Below are 16,437 nucleotides of genomic sequence, written 5' to 3'. Positions count from 1 at the left end.
ACAGCGGAATAGGCCCCCACTCCAACGGTTGCCACCGCACGACTCGGCCGCTCGGAAGGAGGAAACCGTTGGTCCGGGCGCCGCCCGCGAATTAAGAGACTCCTTCCATGGAAAGCGCCGCCCCCGCCCCACGTCCCGTGCCCGATGCCTCGAGCGACGACCTCCGCGCAGTCGAGGAGCTTGCCCAGGCCCGTAACGCCATCGTCGCTCAAATCGAGAAGCGCGTCGTCGGGCAGCGCGAGGTGGTGGAGCACCTGCTCATCTCGCTCTTCAGCCGGGGCCACTGCCTGTTCGTCGGCGTGCCGGGCCTGGCCAAGACGCTGCTCATCTCCACCCTGGCGGACGTGCTGAACCTGTCCTTCAACCGCATCCAGTTCACCCCGGACCTGATGCCCTCGGACATCACCGGCACGGACATCCTGGAGGAGGACCGCACCACCGGCCGGCGCAACTTCCGCTTCGTGCAGGGCCCCCTGTTCGCCAACATCATCCTGGCCGACGAGGTGAACCGCACGCCGCCCAAGACGCAGGCCGCGCTGCTGCAGGCCATGCAGGAGTACCGCATCACCGCCGGCGGCCGCACGTATCCGCTGGCCCCGCCCTTCCTCGTCTTCGCCACGCAGAACCCCATCGAGCAGGAGGGCACCTACCCCCTGCCCGAGGCGCAGCTGGACCGGTTCATGTTCCTGGTGGACGTGGGCTACCCCACCGCCGAGGAGGAGATCCAAATCGTCAAGAGCACCACCGGCGGCGAGCAGCCGACGCTCGAGAAGATTCTGTCGCCCGAGCGCATCGTCGCGCTCCAGGACCTGGTGCGGCGCGTGCCGGTGCCGGACCACGTGGTGCGCTTCGCGGTGGAGCTGGTGCGCAACACCCGGCCCAAGGAAGCGGGCGTGCCGGACTTCGTGGCGAAGAACGTGTCGTGGGGCGCGGGCCCTCGCGCCAGCCAGTACCTGGTGCTCGCGGCCAAGGCGCGCGCGATTCTCCACGGGCGCTTCGTGGCGACGGTGGAGGACGTGCGCGCGCTGGCGCGGCCGGTGCTGCGCCACCGCGTGCTGCCCAACTTCACCGCGGAGAGCGAGGGAATCACGTCCGTGAAGCTCGTGGACCAGCTCCTCACGGTGGTGAAGGGCTAGCGCCGCGTGCTGCTCGATGCCCAGACGCTGGCCCGCCTCAAGGGCGTGAAGCTGCGTGCCCGCGCGGTGATGGAGGGGGTGCTGTCCGGCCTCCACAAGAGCCCCCATCAGGGGCAGAGCGTGGAGTTCGCCGAGCACAAGGAGTACGCGCCCGGCGACGAGCTGCGCCACCTGGACTGGAAGGCGTACGGCAAGTTCGACAAGTACTACGTCAAGCGCTTCGAGCACGAGACGAACCTGCGCGCGGTGATGGTGGTGGATGCGTCCGCCTCCATGGGCTACCAGAGCGGCGCCTTGTCCAAGCTGGAGGTAGCGACGACGCTGGCGGGCGCGCTGTCGTACCTGCTGGTGCGTCAGCAGGACGCGGCGGGCCTGGCGCTGCTCACGGGTGGCAAGTGGAAGGACGTGCCCCCGCGAGCGTCCGCGGGCCACCTGAACGTGCTGCTCGACACGCTGGATGCGACGGCGGCCGGCGGCACCACGGACCTGGGCAGCGCGGCGGACCACCTGGCGGAGGTGCTGCCCCGGCGCTCCACCGTCATCGTCCTGTCGGATTTGCTCGACGAGAAGCAGGACGCGCTCAAGCGGGTGCTGGCGCTCAGGCAGCGCAAGAACGACGTGTCGCTGTTCCACGTCGTGGACCCGGCGGAGCTGACGTTCCCCTTCGATGACCCCACGCTCTTCATGGACATGGAGGGCGAGGGCCGCATCGAGGTGAACCCGCGTGAAATCAAGGAGAGCTACCTGGAGGAGTTCCACGCCTTCCTGGCGAACGTGAAGACGTCGTGCGCGGAGGCGGACGTGGACTACGAGCTGGTGCGCACGGACGAGAAGCTGGACGACGTGCTGCTGCGGTACCTGGCGCGGCGCGGGAGGCGCGGGTGACGTTCGGCAATCCGTGGATGCTGCTGGGCGCGCTGGGCGCCCTCATCCCCCTGCTGGTGCACCTGTTCGACCGGCGAAGGCCGCGTCCCCATCCGTTCGGTCCGCTGGCCTTCGTGCTGCGCAGCCAGAAGCGCACCGCCAGTCGCCTCAAGCTGAAGCGCCTGCTCCTGTACGTGCTGCGCACGCTCATCCTGCTGGCCATCCCCATCGCGCTCGCCAAGCCGGAGCTGACGCGCGACGCGCAGGCCGCGCAGGTGGTGAAGGGCCCCGCCGCGACGGCCATCATCCTGGACGCGTCCCTGTCCATGCGCTGGGCGGACGGCACGTCGCTCTTCGAGCGGGGCCGGGACGAGGCGCGCGACGCGCTGAGGGACCTGCTGCCCGAGGAGCCCGCCACGGTGGTGGTGTGCACGGGCTCGCCCGCGGCGCCGCCGCCTCCGGGGTTCGACCGGGGTCGGCTGCGCGCGCTCGTGGACGAGGCGAAGCCGACGTACGGCGGCGCGGACCTGTCGCGCTGCATGGACCTGGCGGCGCGCTCGTTGGAGGAGAACCCGATGCCGGCCAAGCGGCTGGTGGTGGTCTCCGACATGGCGGCCACGGCGTTCCGGCTGGAGGCCCCGCCGCCCACGGTGAAGGGGCCCACGGGCGCGCCGGTGAAGCCGGAGGTGGTGCTGCGCGACGTGGCCGAGGGCAAGGAGACGCTCGCCAACCACGCCATCGTCGACCTCAAGGTGGAGCCCGCGCTGCAGGCCGGCCCGCGCGCGTTCCAGTTCACCTTCACGGTGCGCAACTTCGGGACGGAGGCAGTCAAGGATTTGGAGGCCGCGGTGCGCACGGGCGAGACGACGCTGGCCAAGGGCTTCGTCGACGTGCCCGCCGGTGGCACCACGCAGAAGGCGCTCACGGTGCGCTTCCCGCAGGGCGGCACGGTGGTGGGCCAGGTGACGCTCGCGCCGGACGCGCTGGCGGAGGATGACCGACGGGCGTTCGTGCTGCCGGTGCCCCGCGCGCTCAAGGCGCTGGTGGTGAACGGCGCGCCGCACGCGACGCGCTACCGGGACGAGGCCTTCTTCGTGGACGCGGCGCTGACGGCGCCGGGCTCTCCGGTGGAGGTGGCCGTGCGCGACGCGGAGGTGGGGCTGCGCGAGGACTTCTCCACGTACGACCTGGTGCTGCTGCTCAACGTGGCGGCGCCGAACGCGGAGGAGGCGGCGCGGCTGTCCACCTTCGTGGAGAACGGCGGCGGCCTGTTCGTCAGCATGGGCGACCGGGTGAACACGGAGGACTACAACCAGAAGCTGGGCGCGGTGCTGCCCCGGCCGCTGCGCGTGCTGCGCACCAGCGCGGAGCGCGACACGGACCCGGAGGCGGAGACGAAGGCGGCGCGGCTGGCGCAGGTGAACCAGGAGCACGTGCTCTTCTCGCCCTTCACCGGACGCGCCGAGGAGGGCCTCGTGGGCGCGCGCTTCTACCGCTACATGCTGCTGGAGGCGGACAACCCCACGTCCCCAGGCGCCAGCCAGGTGCTGGCCACGTACGAGGACGGGGCGCCCGCCGTCGCGGTGATGCGCAAGGGCAAGGGCCGCGTGGCGCTGTTCACCAGCACGGTGGACCGCGACTGGAGCGACTTCGCCATCCGCACCAGCTTCCTGCCGCTGATGCAGCGCTTCGCGGCGTACCTCACCGGCTCGCTGGAGGAGCGCGAGGAGGTGCGCGTGCGCGTGGGTGAGCTGGCGAGCTTGCGTCCGGAGGGCTCGCAGAAGGTGACGGCGGTGAAGGCGCCGGACGGCTCGGAGCTGCCGCTGAAGGAGCAGACGGAGGGCTCCGTCGTGGCGGGGCCGGTGCTGGAGCCGGGGGCGTACTCGGTGCTGGGCGCGGAGGGGAAGATGGTGCCCGCGCTGTCCTTCGCGGCGACGCTGGACCCGGCCGAGAGCGACTTGACGCGCGTGCCGCAGGAGACGCTCACCGCGTACTTCGGCGAGGAGACGGTGAAGGCGTCCAGCGGCGACGAGGACCGACCTTCGGTGCCGCTGTGGACGTGGCTCATCCTGGCCGCGTGCGTGGCGTTCTTCTTCGAGGGCACGCTGCTGCGCAAATAGACTTCGGGGCCATGATGCCCGGCCCCGACGTCGTCGTCGCCTGTCCGCACTGTGGAGCGCCGCACCTGCGCCGGTCCCTCGCCAGCTTCAACACGCTGGGCCTGACGATATGGACGGATGGCTGGTGGGAGGACCCACCGATGTGGATGCGCGTCCCGGTCTTCTCCCGCTGTGATTCGTGCCGCGAGCTGTTTCGGGCGAGTGAGTTGCTCCCACTCGGCGACCTCACGGAGCGCACCGTGCCTCACGAGGAGCCTGCCACCCGCGTCACGCTCGCCCACGCCGGCGGACGCCGCGCAGAGGTGATGAGTCTCTTGAGCCGCGAGCTGGGGATGTCACCGACGGAGGCCCGGCGGGTGCTCGACAAGCTCCCTGCGTCGCTGGGCGCATGGAACGAGGAGGTGGTGGGACGACTCACCAGTCGCTTCGTGGAGCTGGGCGCGCGCGTCTCGCTGGAGTCCACGACAGCGCAGTCGACGCGCTCGTTGCTCCCGCGCGAGTGGAAGGAGGCGCCCAGGTTGGAGCACCCGTCCGAGGCGGAGCTCCAGTTCGTCCTGCGGGAGAACCTGCTGCGGCCCCCCGCGTGGGAGTGGGAGGCGCGCCAGCACCTGTGGTGGATGAGCAACGCGCCCCATCACCAGGGCGCATCCTGGCGCAGCCCGTGGAGGCGCACGCGGGCGGTGCTCAGCAACCTGCACGTGCTGGCCCACCTCGTGACCTCGGACTCGGACGAGAATCGGCTGCTGCGGGTGGAGGCCTTTCGCGAGCTGGAGAAGCGGGACGAGGCCCTCGCGCTCCTGGACTCGGCGCCCTTCCCCGCGCACCTGGCGTACATCGCGGACTTCCTGCGGGGACAGCTGCGCGAGTTCGACTTCGAGGTGCGCAGGCTCCCGCCGCCTCCGGCTTGAGCGCCGTTACTTCACGCGCTCAATCTTGTGCTTGCGGCCCTTGATGCGGCCCTCGCTCAAGCGCTGGAAGGCGATGCGGGACACGCGCCGGGCGACGGCGACGTAGGCGATGTGGTCCTGGATCTCGATCTTGCCCACGTCCGTCGCGGCGAACCCGCCCGCCTCGCCCGTCAGCGCGCCGAGGATGTCGCCCGGCCGCATCTTGTCCTTGCGACCGGCAGAGATGTAGAGCGTCTCCCACTCGGAGCCGAGCGCGCCGGGCTTCATGAACGTCTCCTCCAGCGCGGCCTGGTCGCCCGTCTCCAGCTTCACGCCGAGGGCCTGTTCGATCTCCTCCACCTTGCGCTCGTCGCGCGGCGTCACCAGCGCGATGGCGAGGCCCGTGCGGCCCGCGCGTCCGGTGCGGCCGATGCGGTGCACGTACGGCTCGGGCTGGAAGGGCATGTCGAAGTTGACGACGGCGTCGAGCGCCTCCACGTCGATGCCTCGCCCCGCCACGTCCGTGGCCACCAGCACGCGCGTGCTGAGGTTGCGGAACTTCGCCATGACGCGGTCTCTCTCGAACTGCTCCAGGTCGCCCTGCAGCCCGTCCACGCTGACGCCCGCGTCGGAGAGCGACTTCGTCAGCTCCACCACCGTCGCCTTGTGGTTGCAGAAGACGATGGCGGACGCCGGCATGTGGCGGTGGAGGACCTTGAGCAGCATCGCCGGCTTGTCCTCCGGCGCGGAGTTGTAGCGAAGCTGGCGGATGGGCGGCGCGGCCTCGGTGTCCTCCACCGTCACGCGCACCGGCTCCTTCTGGAACGCGCGGCTCAGGGCCGCGATGTCCGGCGGGAAGGTCGCGGAGAAGAGCACCGTCTGCCGGCGCGACGGCATGGCGCCGAGGATGCGCTCCATGTCCTCGCGGAAGCCCATGTCGAGCATCCGGTCCGCCTCGTCCAGCACCACCGTGGCCACCCCACGGGTGTCCAGCGCGTCGCGGTCCAGCACGTCGATGATTCGGCCAGGGGTGCCCACCGCGATGTGAGCGCCCTTCTCCAGCGCCTCCAGCTGCGGGCGGATGGGCTGGCCACCCGCGAGCACCAGCACCTGGAGCCCCGGGAGCCTGCGGCCCAGCTTGCGGATTTCGCCCGCCACCTGCGCGCACAGCTCGCGCGTGGGGCACAGCACCAGCGACTGGACCCGACGGTCCTGGAGCCGCACCTGACGCAAGAGGGGCAGCGCGAAGGCGGCGGTCTTGCCGCTGCCCGTGCGGGCCTGGCCGACCAGGTCCTTGCCCTGGAGCAGCACGGGGATGCTCTGCGCCTGGATGGGCGTGGCGGACTGGAAGCCGAGCTCCCCCAGGACCTGGAGCAGCGGGGGAGACAGCGCGAGCGTGGCGAAATCCATCAGGGCCTCGATTGAACGGAGGCGCGGAAGGTGCCTCGGAGCATCAGCGCGCCCTTGTAGCAGTCGCCCGGGGTGGAACAAGCCCCCCGAGTCAGTGCACCGTGGGGCGACGGCGCCGCCTGGCCGGACGCCGCCGCTGCTTCTCCAGGTAGTCCTTCAGGACGACGGCGCTGTTGTGGTCCTCGTCGCGCGCGCTGTACAGCAGCGTCACGTCGCCTTGGCGGGCCGCCTCGAGGAGGGGCGCGAGCGCCTCGTCGTGCGAGGAGAGCTCCCGGGCATAGCGGCGCTGGAACTCCTTCCAGCGCGCCGGGTCATGGCCATACCACTTGCGCAGCTCCGTGCTCGGCGCCACGTCCTTGAGCCAGCCGTCGAGCTCGAGCCGGGTCTTCTGGATGCCCCGGGGCCACAGCCGCTCCACGAGGAAGCGAGCGCCGTCCGAGTCCCCGGGCTCCAGATGGTGATACACGCGCGCGAGCTGAATCATGGCCTGCCTGCCCCCTGGGTCGATGGGCGCCCTCGTCTCACGGGTCCCCTGAGCAAGGTGGAGCGCCCGCGCGCGGACCGGCATCCCGATGGGCCCGGACGCCCCGGGAGTTGACGAGCAGACGACGCCCGGGGCGGCGCGGCGCATTCCGGTCTCCAGCCCTGGCCCAGGGAGTGCGACACTGCGCGGGTGACCGCCTCCGCCCTGTATCGCGACTGTGCCCGCCTGTTCATGGTGGGCTTTCCTGGAACCCGCGTCGACGCCGACCTGGCGTCGCTGATGGATGACGGCATCTACGGCGCCATCCTGTTCAAGCGCAACGTGGGCACGGCCCAGGAGACGGCGGCGCTGTGCCACGCGCTCAAGGTGCGCGCGGGCCGGCCGTTCATCCTCTCGGTGGACCAGGAGGGTGGACGCGTGGCCCGGCTGCGCGGCGCGCCGTTCACCACCCTGCCCCCGATGCGGGAGCTGGGACAGCGCGGGGACGCGGGCGTCGTGGAGCGCGTGGGACGGCTGCTCGCACACGAACTGCGCGCGGTGGGCTTCGACTGGGACTTCGCGCCGGTGCTGGACGTGGACACCAATCCGGCCAATCCCGTCATCGGCGACCGGAGCTTCAGCCGGGACGCGGAGGAGGTGGGGCGGCTGGGCGTGGCGCTCGCTCGCGGGCTCGAGGCCGGAGGGGTCGCGTCCTGCGGAAAGCACTTCCCTGGGCACGGCGACACGATGACGGACAGCCACCTGACGCTGCCTCGGCTGCCGCATGACCTGGAGCGGCTGCGGCGCGTGGAGCTGGTGCCCTTCCGGGCCTTCGCGCAGGCGCGGCTGGCGTCGCTGATGACGGCGCATGTCATGTTCGACGCGCTGGACAAGGAGATGCCCGCGACGATGAGCGAGCGCGTGCTGACGGGCGTGCTGCGCCAGGAGCTGGGGTTCGACGGGGTGCTCGTCAGCGACGATTTGGAGATGAAGGCCATCGCGGCGCACTACTCCGTGGAGGAGGCCGCCGTGCGCGGCACGCTCGCGGGGGTGGACCTGTTCCTCGTGTGCCATCAGGTGGACGTGCAGCGGCGCGCCATCGAGGCGGTGGTGAAGGCGGTGGAGTCCGGACGGATTCCGCGCGAGCGCATCATCGAGGCGCATCGCCGGCTGGATGTGCTCTCCGCGCGCTTCGCGCACCCGGCGGAGGACCGGCTCGCCACGCTCGGCGGGGCCGAGCATCTGGCGCTGGCCCAGGGGCTCGACAGCGCCTTCGCGGGCAAGGACCCGACCGAGGTCATGCTCGCGTCGCGCTGAGGGCTCGCGGGTGGAGCCCGCTCGGCTCGCCCCCGCGGGCCGTCGCGCCACGCACGTGCCGACGAGGGCGCACGGGGAAGCCCCGTGAGGCCACGTCCATCTCGTGCGGCCATTTCGCCCAGGGCGCTCGCGGACGAAGCCTTCTTGCGAGGCCACGCCCGAGGGGCGCTGTCCTTCGGATGAATGCTCACGGGCGGAGTGATGCGACCCTGCTCGCGCAGGGCGGCGACCGGGGGTGGACCCGGCTCCCGGACCCAGGGGGCGCCCGGGCCTGGAGGCAGCGGCTCAGTGTGTGTTGTCGGGAGGTGGAGTCTGGGCGGGCGCTCGCGCCGGAGCGGAGTCCTTCGCCTCCTCGCGGTCCTGCCGGGCCTCCTTCTCCTCCTCACGGCGGATGGCGTCCGGGTCGCCTTGGGCGATTCCGGGCTGCACGCGAGGCGGCACGTTGTTCACGGCGGTGGGCGGAAGATTCTCGCCCACGCGGTCCTGCACCGGGGCGATGTTCGGGCCCGAGCCCCCCGTACCGGGACCGAAGCTGCTCAAGGGCTGGGCCTCGTTGGAGTTGCCCTGGTACCAGGAGCCACCCCAATCCCCGCAGGCGGTGCCCAGCGAGGTGATGACGACCAGGGCCCCAGGCAGGAGCCAACGGCGCGCGGTTCGGTGGTTCATGTGCAATCCCTCCGGCGAGCCATCCGAGGCTCCAGAAGGATGGATACGCATCCCCCCGTCCACGGCGGCGGGGGGATGGGCGAGGGCACGCCGGGCGCCTAGCGGCGCGAGTGGGCGTTGCGGTCCTGCCAGCCGAGCGGGCGGTAGCCCCAGGAGCGGTGGTGGTCCGTGACGGTCCCCGTCATGGCGCCGTCCTCGCCGCCCAGGCCCTGCGCCGTGGGGGAGTAGGTGGCGCTGCCGTAGCGGTCCTGCATCATCTTGCCCGAGTCATCCCAGAGGGACTTGTTCTGCTGACCGTCGAGCTTGGGCGTGCGCGGGTCGATGCTGGAGCCAATCTCCTTGATGGTGCCGTTGTGGCCCCGGTCCGCGGTCATCAACCACGGCGGAGACTTCTCGGGGTGCACGTTGCCCTCCATGTCCAGCAGGGCGCTCGGCTGGATGCCACGCTGGGCGAACGCGCCGCCTCGCGGCTCGCCCGGCTGCTTGCCTCCCGTCTCGGGAAGCGCACCACAACCCACGGTCCACAGCGCGCCCATCGTCAGCGCCGCCACCTGGGTCCACCGTCGAAGATTCAGCTCGCGCATGTCCACTCCCTTTGAGGTTCCCGTTCATCGAAGGTGGACACTCGACGGCGTCCACCCACGAAACAGGTACATGGCGGCCCTCGGCCGCCTGCTCAATTAAACCCTCGCGAGCGCGTGCGAACAGTCCTCTTCATGACTTCGTCAGGCGAGGAGGTCCGCGTGACCATCCACGCTTCTTCCAGACAGAAGGTGTATTCGGGCGGATGCGAAGGGTTTGCGAGGGCGGGCCCGGAACACGCAAGATTTGCGTGGATCGACGAGCCCGCCACTCAGCGAAGCGACTTCACTTCTTCTTCGCGCGAGCTGCCTTCTTCGCGGGAGCGCTCTTCTTCGCAGCCCCCTTCTTCACCGGAGCCGACTTCTTCGCGGCACCCTTCTTGGCGGGCACGGCCTTCTTCGCGGCCGACTTCTTCGCCGGAGCCCCCTTCTTCACGGGCGCGGTCTTCTTCGCCGGAGCCGCCTTCTTCGCGGCACTCTTCTTCACGGGCGCGGCCGACTTCTTCGCCGGAGCCGCCTTCTTCGCGGGCGCGGCCTTCGTCACGGGCGCGGCCTTCGCCGGGCGAGCCTCGGGAGCCTCCACCTGGGCCGTGGCACCCGTCCCCGTGTCACGCGGCGCCTTGCGCTTCGGCGCATCGAACCGCGTCACCGGCACTCTCGCCGGAGCGGGCGCCGGAGCGCTCGCGACCGGAGCCTCGCGCGCGTCCTCGTCACCCGCGCTCGACTCCTCCACGCTCGGGCTCGAGCCCGGCGCCGGTAACTCCCCCGTGGGAAGGCTCGTGGGCTTCGCGCCCAGCGCGGCGAGCACCTCCACCACGTGCCCGGTCACCTTCACCTTCGGCCACACCTGCTTCACCTTGCCATCCGGCCCGATGAGGAACGTCGCGCGGGTGATGCCCAGGAACTTGCGCCCGTACAGCGACTTCTCGCCCCAGACGCCGTACGCCTCCGACATCTGGTGCTCGGTGTCCGCCAGCAGCGGGAAGGGCAGGCTGAACTTGGTCGCGAACTTCCGGTGGCTCGCGGTGCTGTCCGCGGACACGCCGAGCACCACGGCGCCCGCGGCCTCCAGCGTCGAGTGCTCGTCGCGGAAGCTGCACGCCTCCACGGTGCACCCGGGAGTGTCATCCTTCGGATAGAAATAGAGGACGACGTTCTTCCCCGCGAACCGCGAGAGCGTCACGGTGTTGCCGTCCTGGTCCTGCAGTTGGAAGTCGGGAGCCGCGTCACCTGCTTGGGGCATGGGCATGCGCGTTCCATAGCCACAAACAGGGCACGTTCTCAATCTCCCCCACGCGCGCTACTTCGTCGCGGGCGCCTCATGGCCGTGCTCGTGGCCATGCTCCCCCGGCGGGTGGCTGTGCGACTCGATGCGCACCAGCTCCTTCTGACACTGCGTCAACGCCGCCTGCAGCGGCTCGCGCGCGGCGTCGTCCGCCACGCCCAGCTTCTTCGCCAGCGCCTCGCACGCGGCGCGCTTGGCGTCGGAGTCGTCGGTGCCGGGGCCCGTCGCGCCCGGGGTCGCCAGCGGACGCGGGGGCAGCTTGCCCCGCAGGCCCCGGATGGCCGCCAGCCGCTTGTCGGCTTCCGGACGGGAGCGCGAGTCCTTGGGCACCGCCTCCAGCGCCGCGACGACCTCGTCCCAGGCCGGGTCCGTGGGACGCACGCCCTGGTCCACCAGGGCCTGGTACTTCACGTCGGCCTCGCGCAGCTTCTCGGGGCCGGAGTCACACCCGGTGGAGAACACCAGGCACAGCAGGATTGGGAGCGCGGCGGCAGGCCGCTGGAAGGCAGTCCACATGCTGCGTAGGTACCTCCTGCTGGCCTCTGGAGGGAAGCGCGGCTAGGGTGACGGGCCGTGCCGCCCATCCTCCTCGCCTTCCTGCTCGGTCTGTTCCAGGGCCTGCTCCATGCCGTGGGGCCGGACCATTGCGCCGCCGTGGCGACGCTCGGAACCCTGAACGGCGGCCGGCGCAAGGCGGCCATCATCACCGCCTTCCGCTTCGCGCTGGGGCACGCGGCCATGCTGGGCGGCATCGCCGCGGTGTGCCTGCTGGCCGGCGTGGGCCTGTCGGAGACCTTCGAGCGCTGGGCCGAAATCTTCGGCGGCGCCGTGCTGGTGGCGCTCGCCGTCGCCGCCCTGCTCTTCCCCAGCAGCCTGGACCACGGCCACCCCCACCTGCCCGGCCACGCGAAGGAGCCCCACCAGCACGTGCACACCGTCAGCACCGCCGCCGGCGCGCTGATGGCCGTCAGCGGCGTGCGCTCGCTGCTGCTCGCCCTGCCCCCGCTGCTCGTCGGCGGCAGCATGAGCCTGGCCGCGTGGACCTACCTGCCCGGCTTCGCCCTGGGCATCCTCATCGGCATGGGCGCGGTGGGACTGCTCTTCGCCGAGGGCCTCACCCGCCTCAACGCGCGCATCACCGCCTGGGTCCAGCGCGCGGTGGCGCTGGCCTCCGGCGCGCTCGGCCTGTTCTGGATCGGCTCCCGCCTGACGGGCGGCTGAGCACCTCCCGAAACTCCCTCGGGGCTCCACGGGCGTCCCCTCTCGTCGAGGACGACGCCCGGGCCCACGAGGCCTACGAGCGCTTCTCCAGGATGCCCAGCGACATCATCGCCACCAGGAACCCGTAGACGACGTGCTCGGGGCGGTTGGCGAACGCGAGCAGCTCCGCCACCGTGCGGATGCCGTCAATCTTGGGCAGCAGCTCCGCCTCCCACCGCTCCAGCTCCACCTCGTTGAACTGGTACGCGGGGGCCACCGCCGGGATGAGCCGGTCCTCGGGCTGCAGGAGCCTGCGCAGGCGCTCCGGCTTGTAGAGCTTCTTGATGCCGCGGACGATGAGGTTGCCGGGGTGCACGTCCAGCTTGATGGACTCCGCGCTGGCCTTCTCCCGGAAGCTCATCACGTACGTGGCTTCATCCCAGGCGAAGAGCGAGTAGATGACCGCCTTCACCTGCTGGCCCACGTAGTACAGCCGCTCGGTGTCCTTGAGCAGCCCGCGCTCCACCAGCACGTCGCCTGTGCGGCGGTTGGTCTGTCCCGCCACGGCGGAGGCGTCCTGGAGCTGCTCGGGCTTGATCTTCCCCACGCGGACCAGGAACTGGCCGAAGCGGTCCGCGAGCAGGTTGGAGAGGGCGAACACGGGCATGCCCTTCTCGAAGTAGACGACCTTCTTCACCTTGCCCTTCTGGATGCCCAGCTCGCCCGTCTCCCGGGACAGGTAGTAGGCGGTGAGCAGCGAGGGCAGGTTGTCCTTCAGCTCGCCCCGGCGGCTGCCCGGCGCGCCCGAGCCCGGGGGCGGCTGGTCCGGCGGACGGCCCGGCGTGGGCGGCCGCACCTGGGTGGCCGGCACCTTCTGCATGGGGCTGGCGGTGAGGTTGGCGCCGCGAATCTCCGCGGTGATGTTGCCGCCGCCCGTCACCTTGATGCGGCCCGTCAGCTCCATGACGTCCTGGGGGCCCTCCTCCTCCACGTCGATGTCCAGCTCCACCTCGAAGGCGTCCTGGAGCGAGCCTGGGGGCGGGGCCTTCTTCTCGGGGGCGAGGACCTTGGTGACGGCCTCCAGGAGCTTCTGCGCCTCGAAGGGTTTCTCGAAGTAGCCGGCCGCCTGGTACTTCTGGCGCGCCTCCAGCGCGTGCTTGCCGCCCTTGAAGACGCCGGTGATGAAGAGCAGCGGCAGCTGCGGGTTGTCCTTGCGCAGCGCGTCCGCCAGCGGATAGCCCATCATGTCCGGCAGCAGGATGTCCAAGACGGCCGCGCCGGGGGGATTCGCCTTGGCCACCTCGATGGCCTGCTTGCCGCGGCTGGCGCCGACGACCTCGTAGCCCGCGTCCTCGAAGAGCTGCGTGAGGAGGGAGAGAAGCTCCGGGTTGTCATCGACGACGAGGATTCTGGGGGCGGCCATCGCGGGCCGTACGCTACCAGATGCCAGCCAGGGGGTGGGACAATCTACCCCCGGCCTCCCCTTTCCACGGTGGATGCATCTGTGCCGCCGGGCGGTTAGGGTGACGACCCCGTCATGGCCTCTCTCCGTCACCTGTTCCGTGCCCGGACCCTCGGTCTGCTGGCGTGCCTGTCCCTCGTGTCCCCCGCGCTCGCGTGGGCCCAGTCTGCTGACGACGCGGGCGCCGACGGGGGCATCATCATCCCCCTGCCGGACGCATCCTCCGGCGAGGGCGGGCCGGACCGCGACAACCCGGAGGGCGAGGACGGCACCGGGCGGGTGAACACCGTCTGCCGCCACAGCGGCGACTGTTCGGCGCGCTTCACCTGTGATGACGGGAAGTGCCGTTACACGGGTGTGCGCAAGGCGGAGCAGGTAGGCTGTCTGATGGGCGCGGAGGGTGCGCTGGTGCTGGTGGGTCTGGTCGGACTGGCCCGGCCCCGGCGCAACCGAGGATAGGGGACGCGTGCATGCGGCTGGGCCTCAAGGCGGACAACCTGCTGGAGCGCGTGGCGGACTGGCTCAACCTGGCCCCCAAGCCCCTGGCCCATGCCTTCTTCGGGATGATGGCCTCGCGCACGCTGATGGCGGGGGTGCGGCTGGGGGTGTACGGCGCGCTGGCGGACGGCGCGGCGACCTCCGAGGCGCTGGCCGCCCGGCTGAAGCTGTCCCCCGAGGGGATGCGCTCGCTGCTGGAGGCCCTCATCGCCTGTGAGGCGGTGGAGCGTCAGCGCGACGGCCGCTACCGGCTGGCGCCCCGCTCGAAGCGGTGGCTGGACCCGCGCTCGCCCCAGTACGTGGGGGCGTTCCTGGAGTTCAACTACGCGCAGTGGGACTGGTGGAGCCAGGTGGAGGGCGTGGTGCGCACGGGCGAGGCGGTGGACATCCACGGCTTCGCCCCCGAGGACCCGCGCTGGCGTGACTACATCCACGCCATGCACCAGCTCGCCCGGCTGGCGGCCCCCGAGGTGACGAGCGCCATCCCCCTGCCCCGGGGCGCGAAGACGCTCTTGGATTTGGGCGGGGCGCACGGCTGGTTCGCGGCGGAGATGTGCCGGCGCAACCGGGGCCTGAAGGCGACGGTGCTGGACCTGGAGGGCAGCGTGCGCGTGGGGCGGGACATCATCGCCTGCGCGGGGCTGAGCCACCTGGTCACCCACCAGGCCGGGGACATCCTCACCGCGGACCTGGGCGGCCCGTATGACGGGGTGCTGCTGTTCCAGGTGATGCACCACCTGACGCCCGCGCAGAACGTGGCGCTCCTGCGCCGCATCCGGGGGGCGCTGGCGCCCAAGGGGACGCTGGCGGTGCTCGAGTACCTGCGCGAGGACATCCAGGACCCCTCCAGCTCCGCGCCGCTCATCGGCCTGCACTACTTCGTGACGTCGGGCGCGGCGGCGTACACGCCGGCCGAGGTGGAGGGCTTCCTGGACGACGCGGGCTATCGCATCGAGAGCAGCCGGCCCATCCGCCACCTGCCCCTGCAGACGCTGCACGTGGCGCGGCTCGACTGAGTCTCGTCCGGGCGGGCACGTCCTTCCGCCCCCTGGAGGAGGCGCCGATGGGCTACCCTGCGCCTCCCGTTGCCCATGGTTCCCGAGACTCCCCTCTCCGCTGATTCGCCAGACGTGGCGCTCGCCGTCGACCTCGACGGGACGCTGGTGCGCACCGACACGCTGCACGAGAACCTGCTCGTCCTCTTCAAGCGCGCGCCCTGGCTGGTGCTGCTCCTTCCCCTGTGGGTCCTCAAGGGCAAGGCGTACTTCAAGGCGGAGGTGGCCCGGCGCGCCGCGCTGGACGCCTCGCTGCTGCCCTATAACGAGGAGCTGCTCGGCTTCCTCCAGGAGGAGAAGGCGAAAGGGCGCAGGCTGGTGCTCGCCACCGCGGCGGACCAGCGCATCGCGCAGGCCGTGGCCTCGCACCTGGGGCTGTTCGCCGAGGTGCACGCGAGCGACGGCCAGGAGAACCTGTCCGGGGCGCGCAAGCTCGCGAAGCTGAAGGCGTCGCTCGGCACGTTCGACTACGCGGGCAACGACGCGGTGGACGTGCCCTTGTGGCGCGAGTCGCGGCAGGTGGTGGTGGTGCACGCGCCCTCGGGCGTGCTGAAGCAGGCGCACGGGCTGGGACGCGCCGTGCACAAGGTCTTCGAGAAGCCGAAGACGAGCCCCCGCGTCTGGGTGAAGGCGCTGCGCGTGCACCAGTGGGCGAAGAACGCGCTGGTGTTCGTGCCGCTGCTCGCCGCGCACAAGGCCGCGTCGCCGGACCTGCTGCTCAAGGCGGTGTTGGGTTTCGTGGCGTTCAGCCTGTGCGCGTCCAGCGTGTACGTGCTCAACGACCTGCTGGACCTGGACGCCGACCGGCGGCACCCGACGAAGAAGAACCGTCCGTTCGCGGCGTGCACGCTGCCGGTGAGCGTGGGGGTGGTGATGGCGCCCCTCCTGCTGCTGGCGGGCGCGGCGGTGTGTCTGTTGTTGCCGCCCGCCTTCGCGGCGCTCCTGGCGACGTACTACGCGCTGACCCTGGCGTACTCGCTGAGGCTCAAGCAGGTGGTGATGCTGGACGTGCTGGTGCTGGCGGGCCTGTACACGGTGCGCATCTTCGGCGGCTCGCTGGCGGTGGGCGTGCCCACGTCGAGCTGGCTGTTGATGTTCAGCATGTTCCTGTTCCTGTCGCTGGCGCTGGTGAAGCGGCTTTCCGAGGTGCGCAGGCTCCGGCTGTCCAACGAGACCTCCGCGCACGGGCGAGGCTACCTGGCGCAGGACTACGAGCAGCTGGCCAGCCTGGGCGCGGCGGCGGGCCAGGTGTCGGTGCTGGTGCTGGCGCTGTACATCACCTCGAAGGAGGTGACGGTGTACTACGACCACCCCGAGCGGCTGTGGCTCTTGTGCCCGGTGATGCTGTACTGGGTGGGCCGCATCTGGGTGCTGGCGCATCGCGGGCAGGTGAACGAGGACCCGCTCGTCTTCGCGCTGAGGGACCGGGTGAGCTACGCGGTGGGGCTGGTCGCGGCCCTGGTGCTGTGGGCGGCCACGTGAGAGGGCTTGCG

16 protein-coding genes are annotated in these 16,437 nt (G+C 71.0%); 9 read left to right on the top strand and 7 right to left on the bottom strand.

The genetic code is table 11. The features are described 5' to 3' along the window. The first annotated feature begins 107 nt into the window (after window positions 1-107). From VZQ01_RS25055 to VZQ01_RS25040, 4 genes are read left to right on the top strand one after another with little or no spacing between them, the layout of a single operon-like run. On the top strand, window positions 108-1,136 hold the full coding sequence (locus tag VZQ01_RS25055; RefSeq protein WP_223750775.1) for an AAA family ATPase: 1,029 nt from the start codon (window positions 108-110) through the stop codon (window positions 1,134-1,136). Window positions 1,137-1,142: 6 nt separating this feature from the next. Then, window positions 1,143-2,021: a DUF58 domain-containing protein gene (locus VZQ01_RS25050; protein ID WP_408889011.1), complete on the top strand. Its 879-nt coding sequence runs from the start codon at window positions 1,143-1,145 to the stop codon at window positions 2,019-2,021. Continuing rightward, on the top strand, window positions 2,018-4,120 hold the full coding sequence (locus tag VZQ01_RS25045) for a BatA domain-containing protein (RefSeq protein WP_408889010.1): 2,103 nt from the start codon (window positions 2,018-2,020) through the stop codon (window positions 4,118-4,120). Before VZQ01_RS25050 ends, VZQ01_RS25045 begins: the two co-directional genes overlap by 4 nt. A gap of 11 nt (window positions 4,121-4,131) precedes the next feature. After that, window positions 4,132-5,028: a hypothetical protein gene (locus tag VZQ01_RS25040; RefSeq protein ID WP_426744875.1), complete on the top strand. Its 897-nt coding sequence runs from the start codon at window positions 4,132-4,134 to the stop codon at window positions 5,026-5,028. Window positions 5,029-5,034: 6 nt separating this feature from the next. On the opposite strand, the gene dbpA is transcribed toward VZQ01_RS25040, so the two are convergent. Both dbpA and VZQ01_RS25030 read right to left on the bottom strand, forming a co-directional pair. After that, window positions 5,035-6,417, bottom strand: a complete 1,383-nt coding sequence (gene dbpA, locus VZQ01_RS25035; RefSeq protein WP_223782710.1) for an ATP-dependent RNA helicase DbpA — start codon at window positions 6,415-6,417, stop codon at window positions 5,035-5,037. Between the two features lie 91 nt (window positions 6,418-6,508). Continuing rightward, window positions 6,509-6,901: a DUF488 domain-containing protein gene (locus VZQ01_RS25030; RefSeq protein WP_426744874.1), complete on the bottom strand. Its 393-nt coding sequence runs from the start codon at window positions 6,899-6,901 to the stop codon at window positions 6,509-6,511. Window positions 6,902-7,132: 231 nt separating this feature from the next. Here VZQ01_RS25030 and nagZ point away from each other — a divergent pair, with 231 nt between their 5' ends. Beyond that, a complete protein-coding gene (nagZ, locus tag VZQ01_RS25025; RefSeq protein WP_426748988.1) occupies window positions 7,133-8,197 on the top strand; it encodes a beta-N-acetylhexosaminidase in 1,065 nt (354 codons plus the stop codon). Between the two features lie 285 nt (window positions 8,198-8,482). On the opposite strand, the gene VZQ01_RS25020 is transcribed toward nagZ, so the two are convergent. From VZQ01_RS25020 to VZQ01_RS25005, 4 genes are all read right to left on the bottom strand, one after another. Then, complete coding sequence (locus tag VZQ01_RS25020; RefSeq protein WP_223782714.1) at window positions 8,483-8,863, bottom strand: hypothetical protein; 381 nt, start codon at window positions 8,861-8,863, stop codon at window positions 8,483-8,485. A 98-nt stretch (window positions 8,864-8,961) separates the two neighbouring features. Continuing rightward, a complete protein-coding gene (locus tag VZQ01_RS25015; RefSeq protein WP_141326506.1) occupies window positions 8,962-9,447 on the bottom strand; it encodes a hypothetical protein in 486 nt (161 codons plus the stop codon). Window positions 9,448-9,730: 283 nt separating this feature from the next. After that, window positions 9,731-10,687, bottom strand: a complete 957-nt coding sequence (gene bcp, locus VZQ01_RS25010; RefSeq protein WP_223782715.1) for a thioredoxin-dependent thiol peroxidase — start codon at window positions 10,685-10,687, stop codon at window positions 9,731-9,733. 57 nt (window positions 10,688-10,744) lie between these two features. Continuing rightward, entirely contained in the window at window positions 10,745-11,245 is a 501-nt protein-coding gene (locus VZQ01_RS25005) for a hypothetical protein (protein WP_141326511.1), read from the bottom strand. A 57-nt stretch (window positions 11,246-11,302) separates the two neighbouring features. On the opposite strand from VZQ01_RS25005, the gene VZQ01_RS25000 reads away from it, so the two are divergent. Then, window positions 11,303-11,950, top strand: coding sequence for a hypothetical protein (locus VZQ01_RS25000; protein ID WP_267699283.1), 648 nt, complete (start codon window positions 11,303-11,305; stop codon window positions 11,948-11,950). Window positions 11,951-12,023: 73 nt separating this feature from the next. Here the strand turns inward: VZQ01_RS25000 and VZQ01_RS24995 are convergent, their stop codons facing one another. Continuing rightward, on the bottom strand, window positions 12,024-13,352 hold the full coding sequence (locus VZQ01_RS24995) for a response regulator (protein ID WP_141326514.1): 1,329 nt from the start codon (window positions 13,350-13,352) through the stop codon (window positions 12,024-12,026). A gap of 114 nt (window positions 13,353-13,466) precedes the next feature. Between VZQ01_RS24995 and VZQ01_RS24990 the strand changes: the two genes are divergently transcribed. The 3 genes from VZQ01_RS24990 to VZQ01_RS24980 all read left to right on the top strand — a co-directional run bounded on the left by VZQ01_RS24990 (window position 13,467) and on the right by VZQ01_RS24980 (window position 16,426). Further along, on the top strand, window positions 13,467-13,850 hold the full coding sequence (locus VZQ01_RS24990) for an MXAN_6627.5 family MYXO-CTERM protein (RefSeq protein WP_426744873.1): 384 nt from the start codon (window positions 13,467-13,469) through the stop codon (window positions 13,848-13,850). 11 nt (window positions 13,851-13,861) lie between these two features. Continuing rightward, window positions 13,862-14,905, top strand: a complete 1,044-nt coding sequence (locus tag VZQ01_RS24985) for a class I SAM-dependent methyltransferase (protein WP_046716431.1) — start codon at window positions 13,862-13,864, stop codon at window positions 14,903-14,905. A gap of 75 nt (window positions 14,906-14,980) precedes the next feature. Continuing rightward, the gene (locus VZQ01_RS24980) at window positions 14,981-16,426 is read left to right on the top strand and encodes a UbiA family prenyltransferase (RefSeq protein WP_426744872.1); all 1,446 of its coding nucleotides are present in this window, start codon (window positions 14,981-14,983) and stop codon (window positions 16,424-16,426) included. Window positions 16,427-16,437: the final 11 nt, after the last annotated feature.

Origin of the sequence: Myxococcus faecalis (genome assembly GCF_050039385.1) — a bacterium.
GTDB classification, from domain to species: Bacteria; Myxococcota; Myxococcia; order Myxococcales; family Myxococcaceae; genus Myxococcus; species Myxococcus fulvus.
This window is presented reverse-complemented; position numbering and strand designations above follow the sequence as displayed.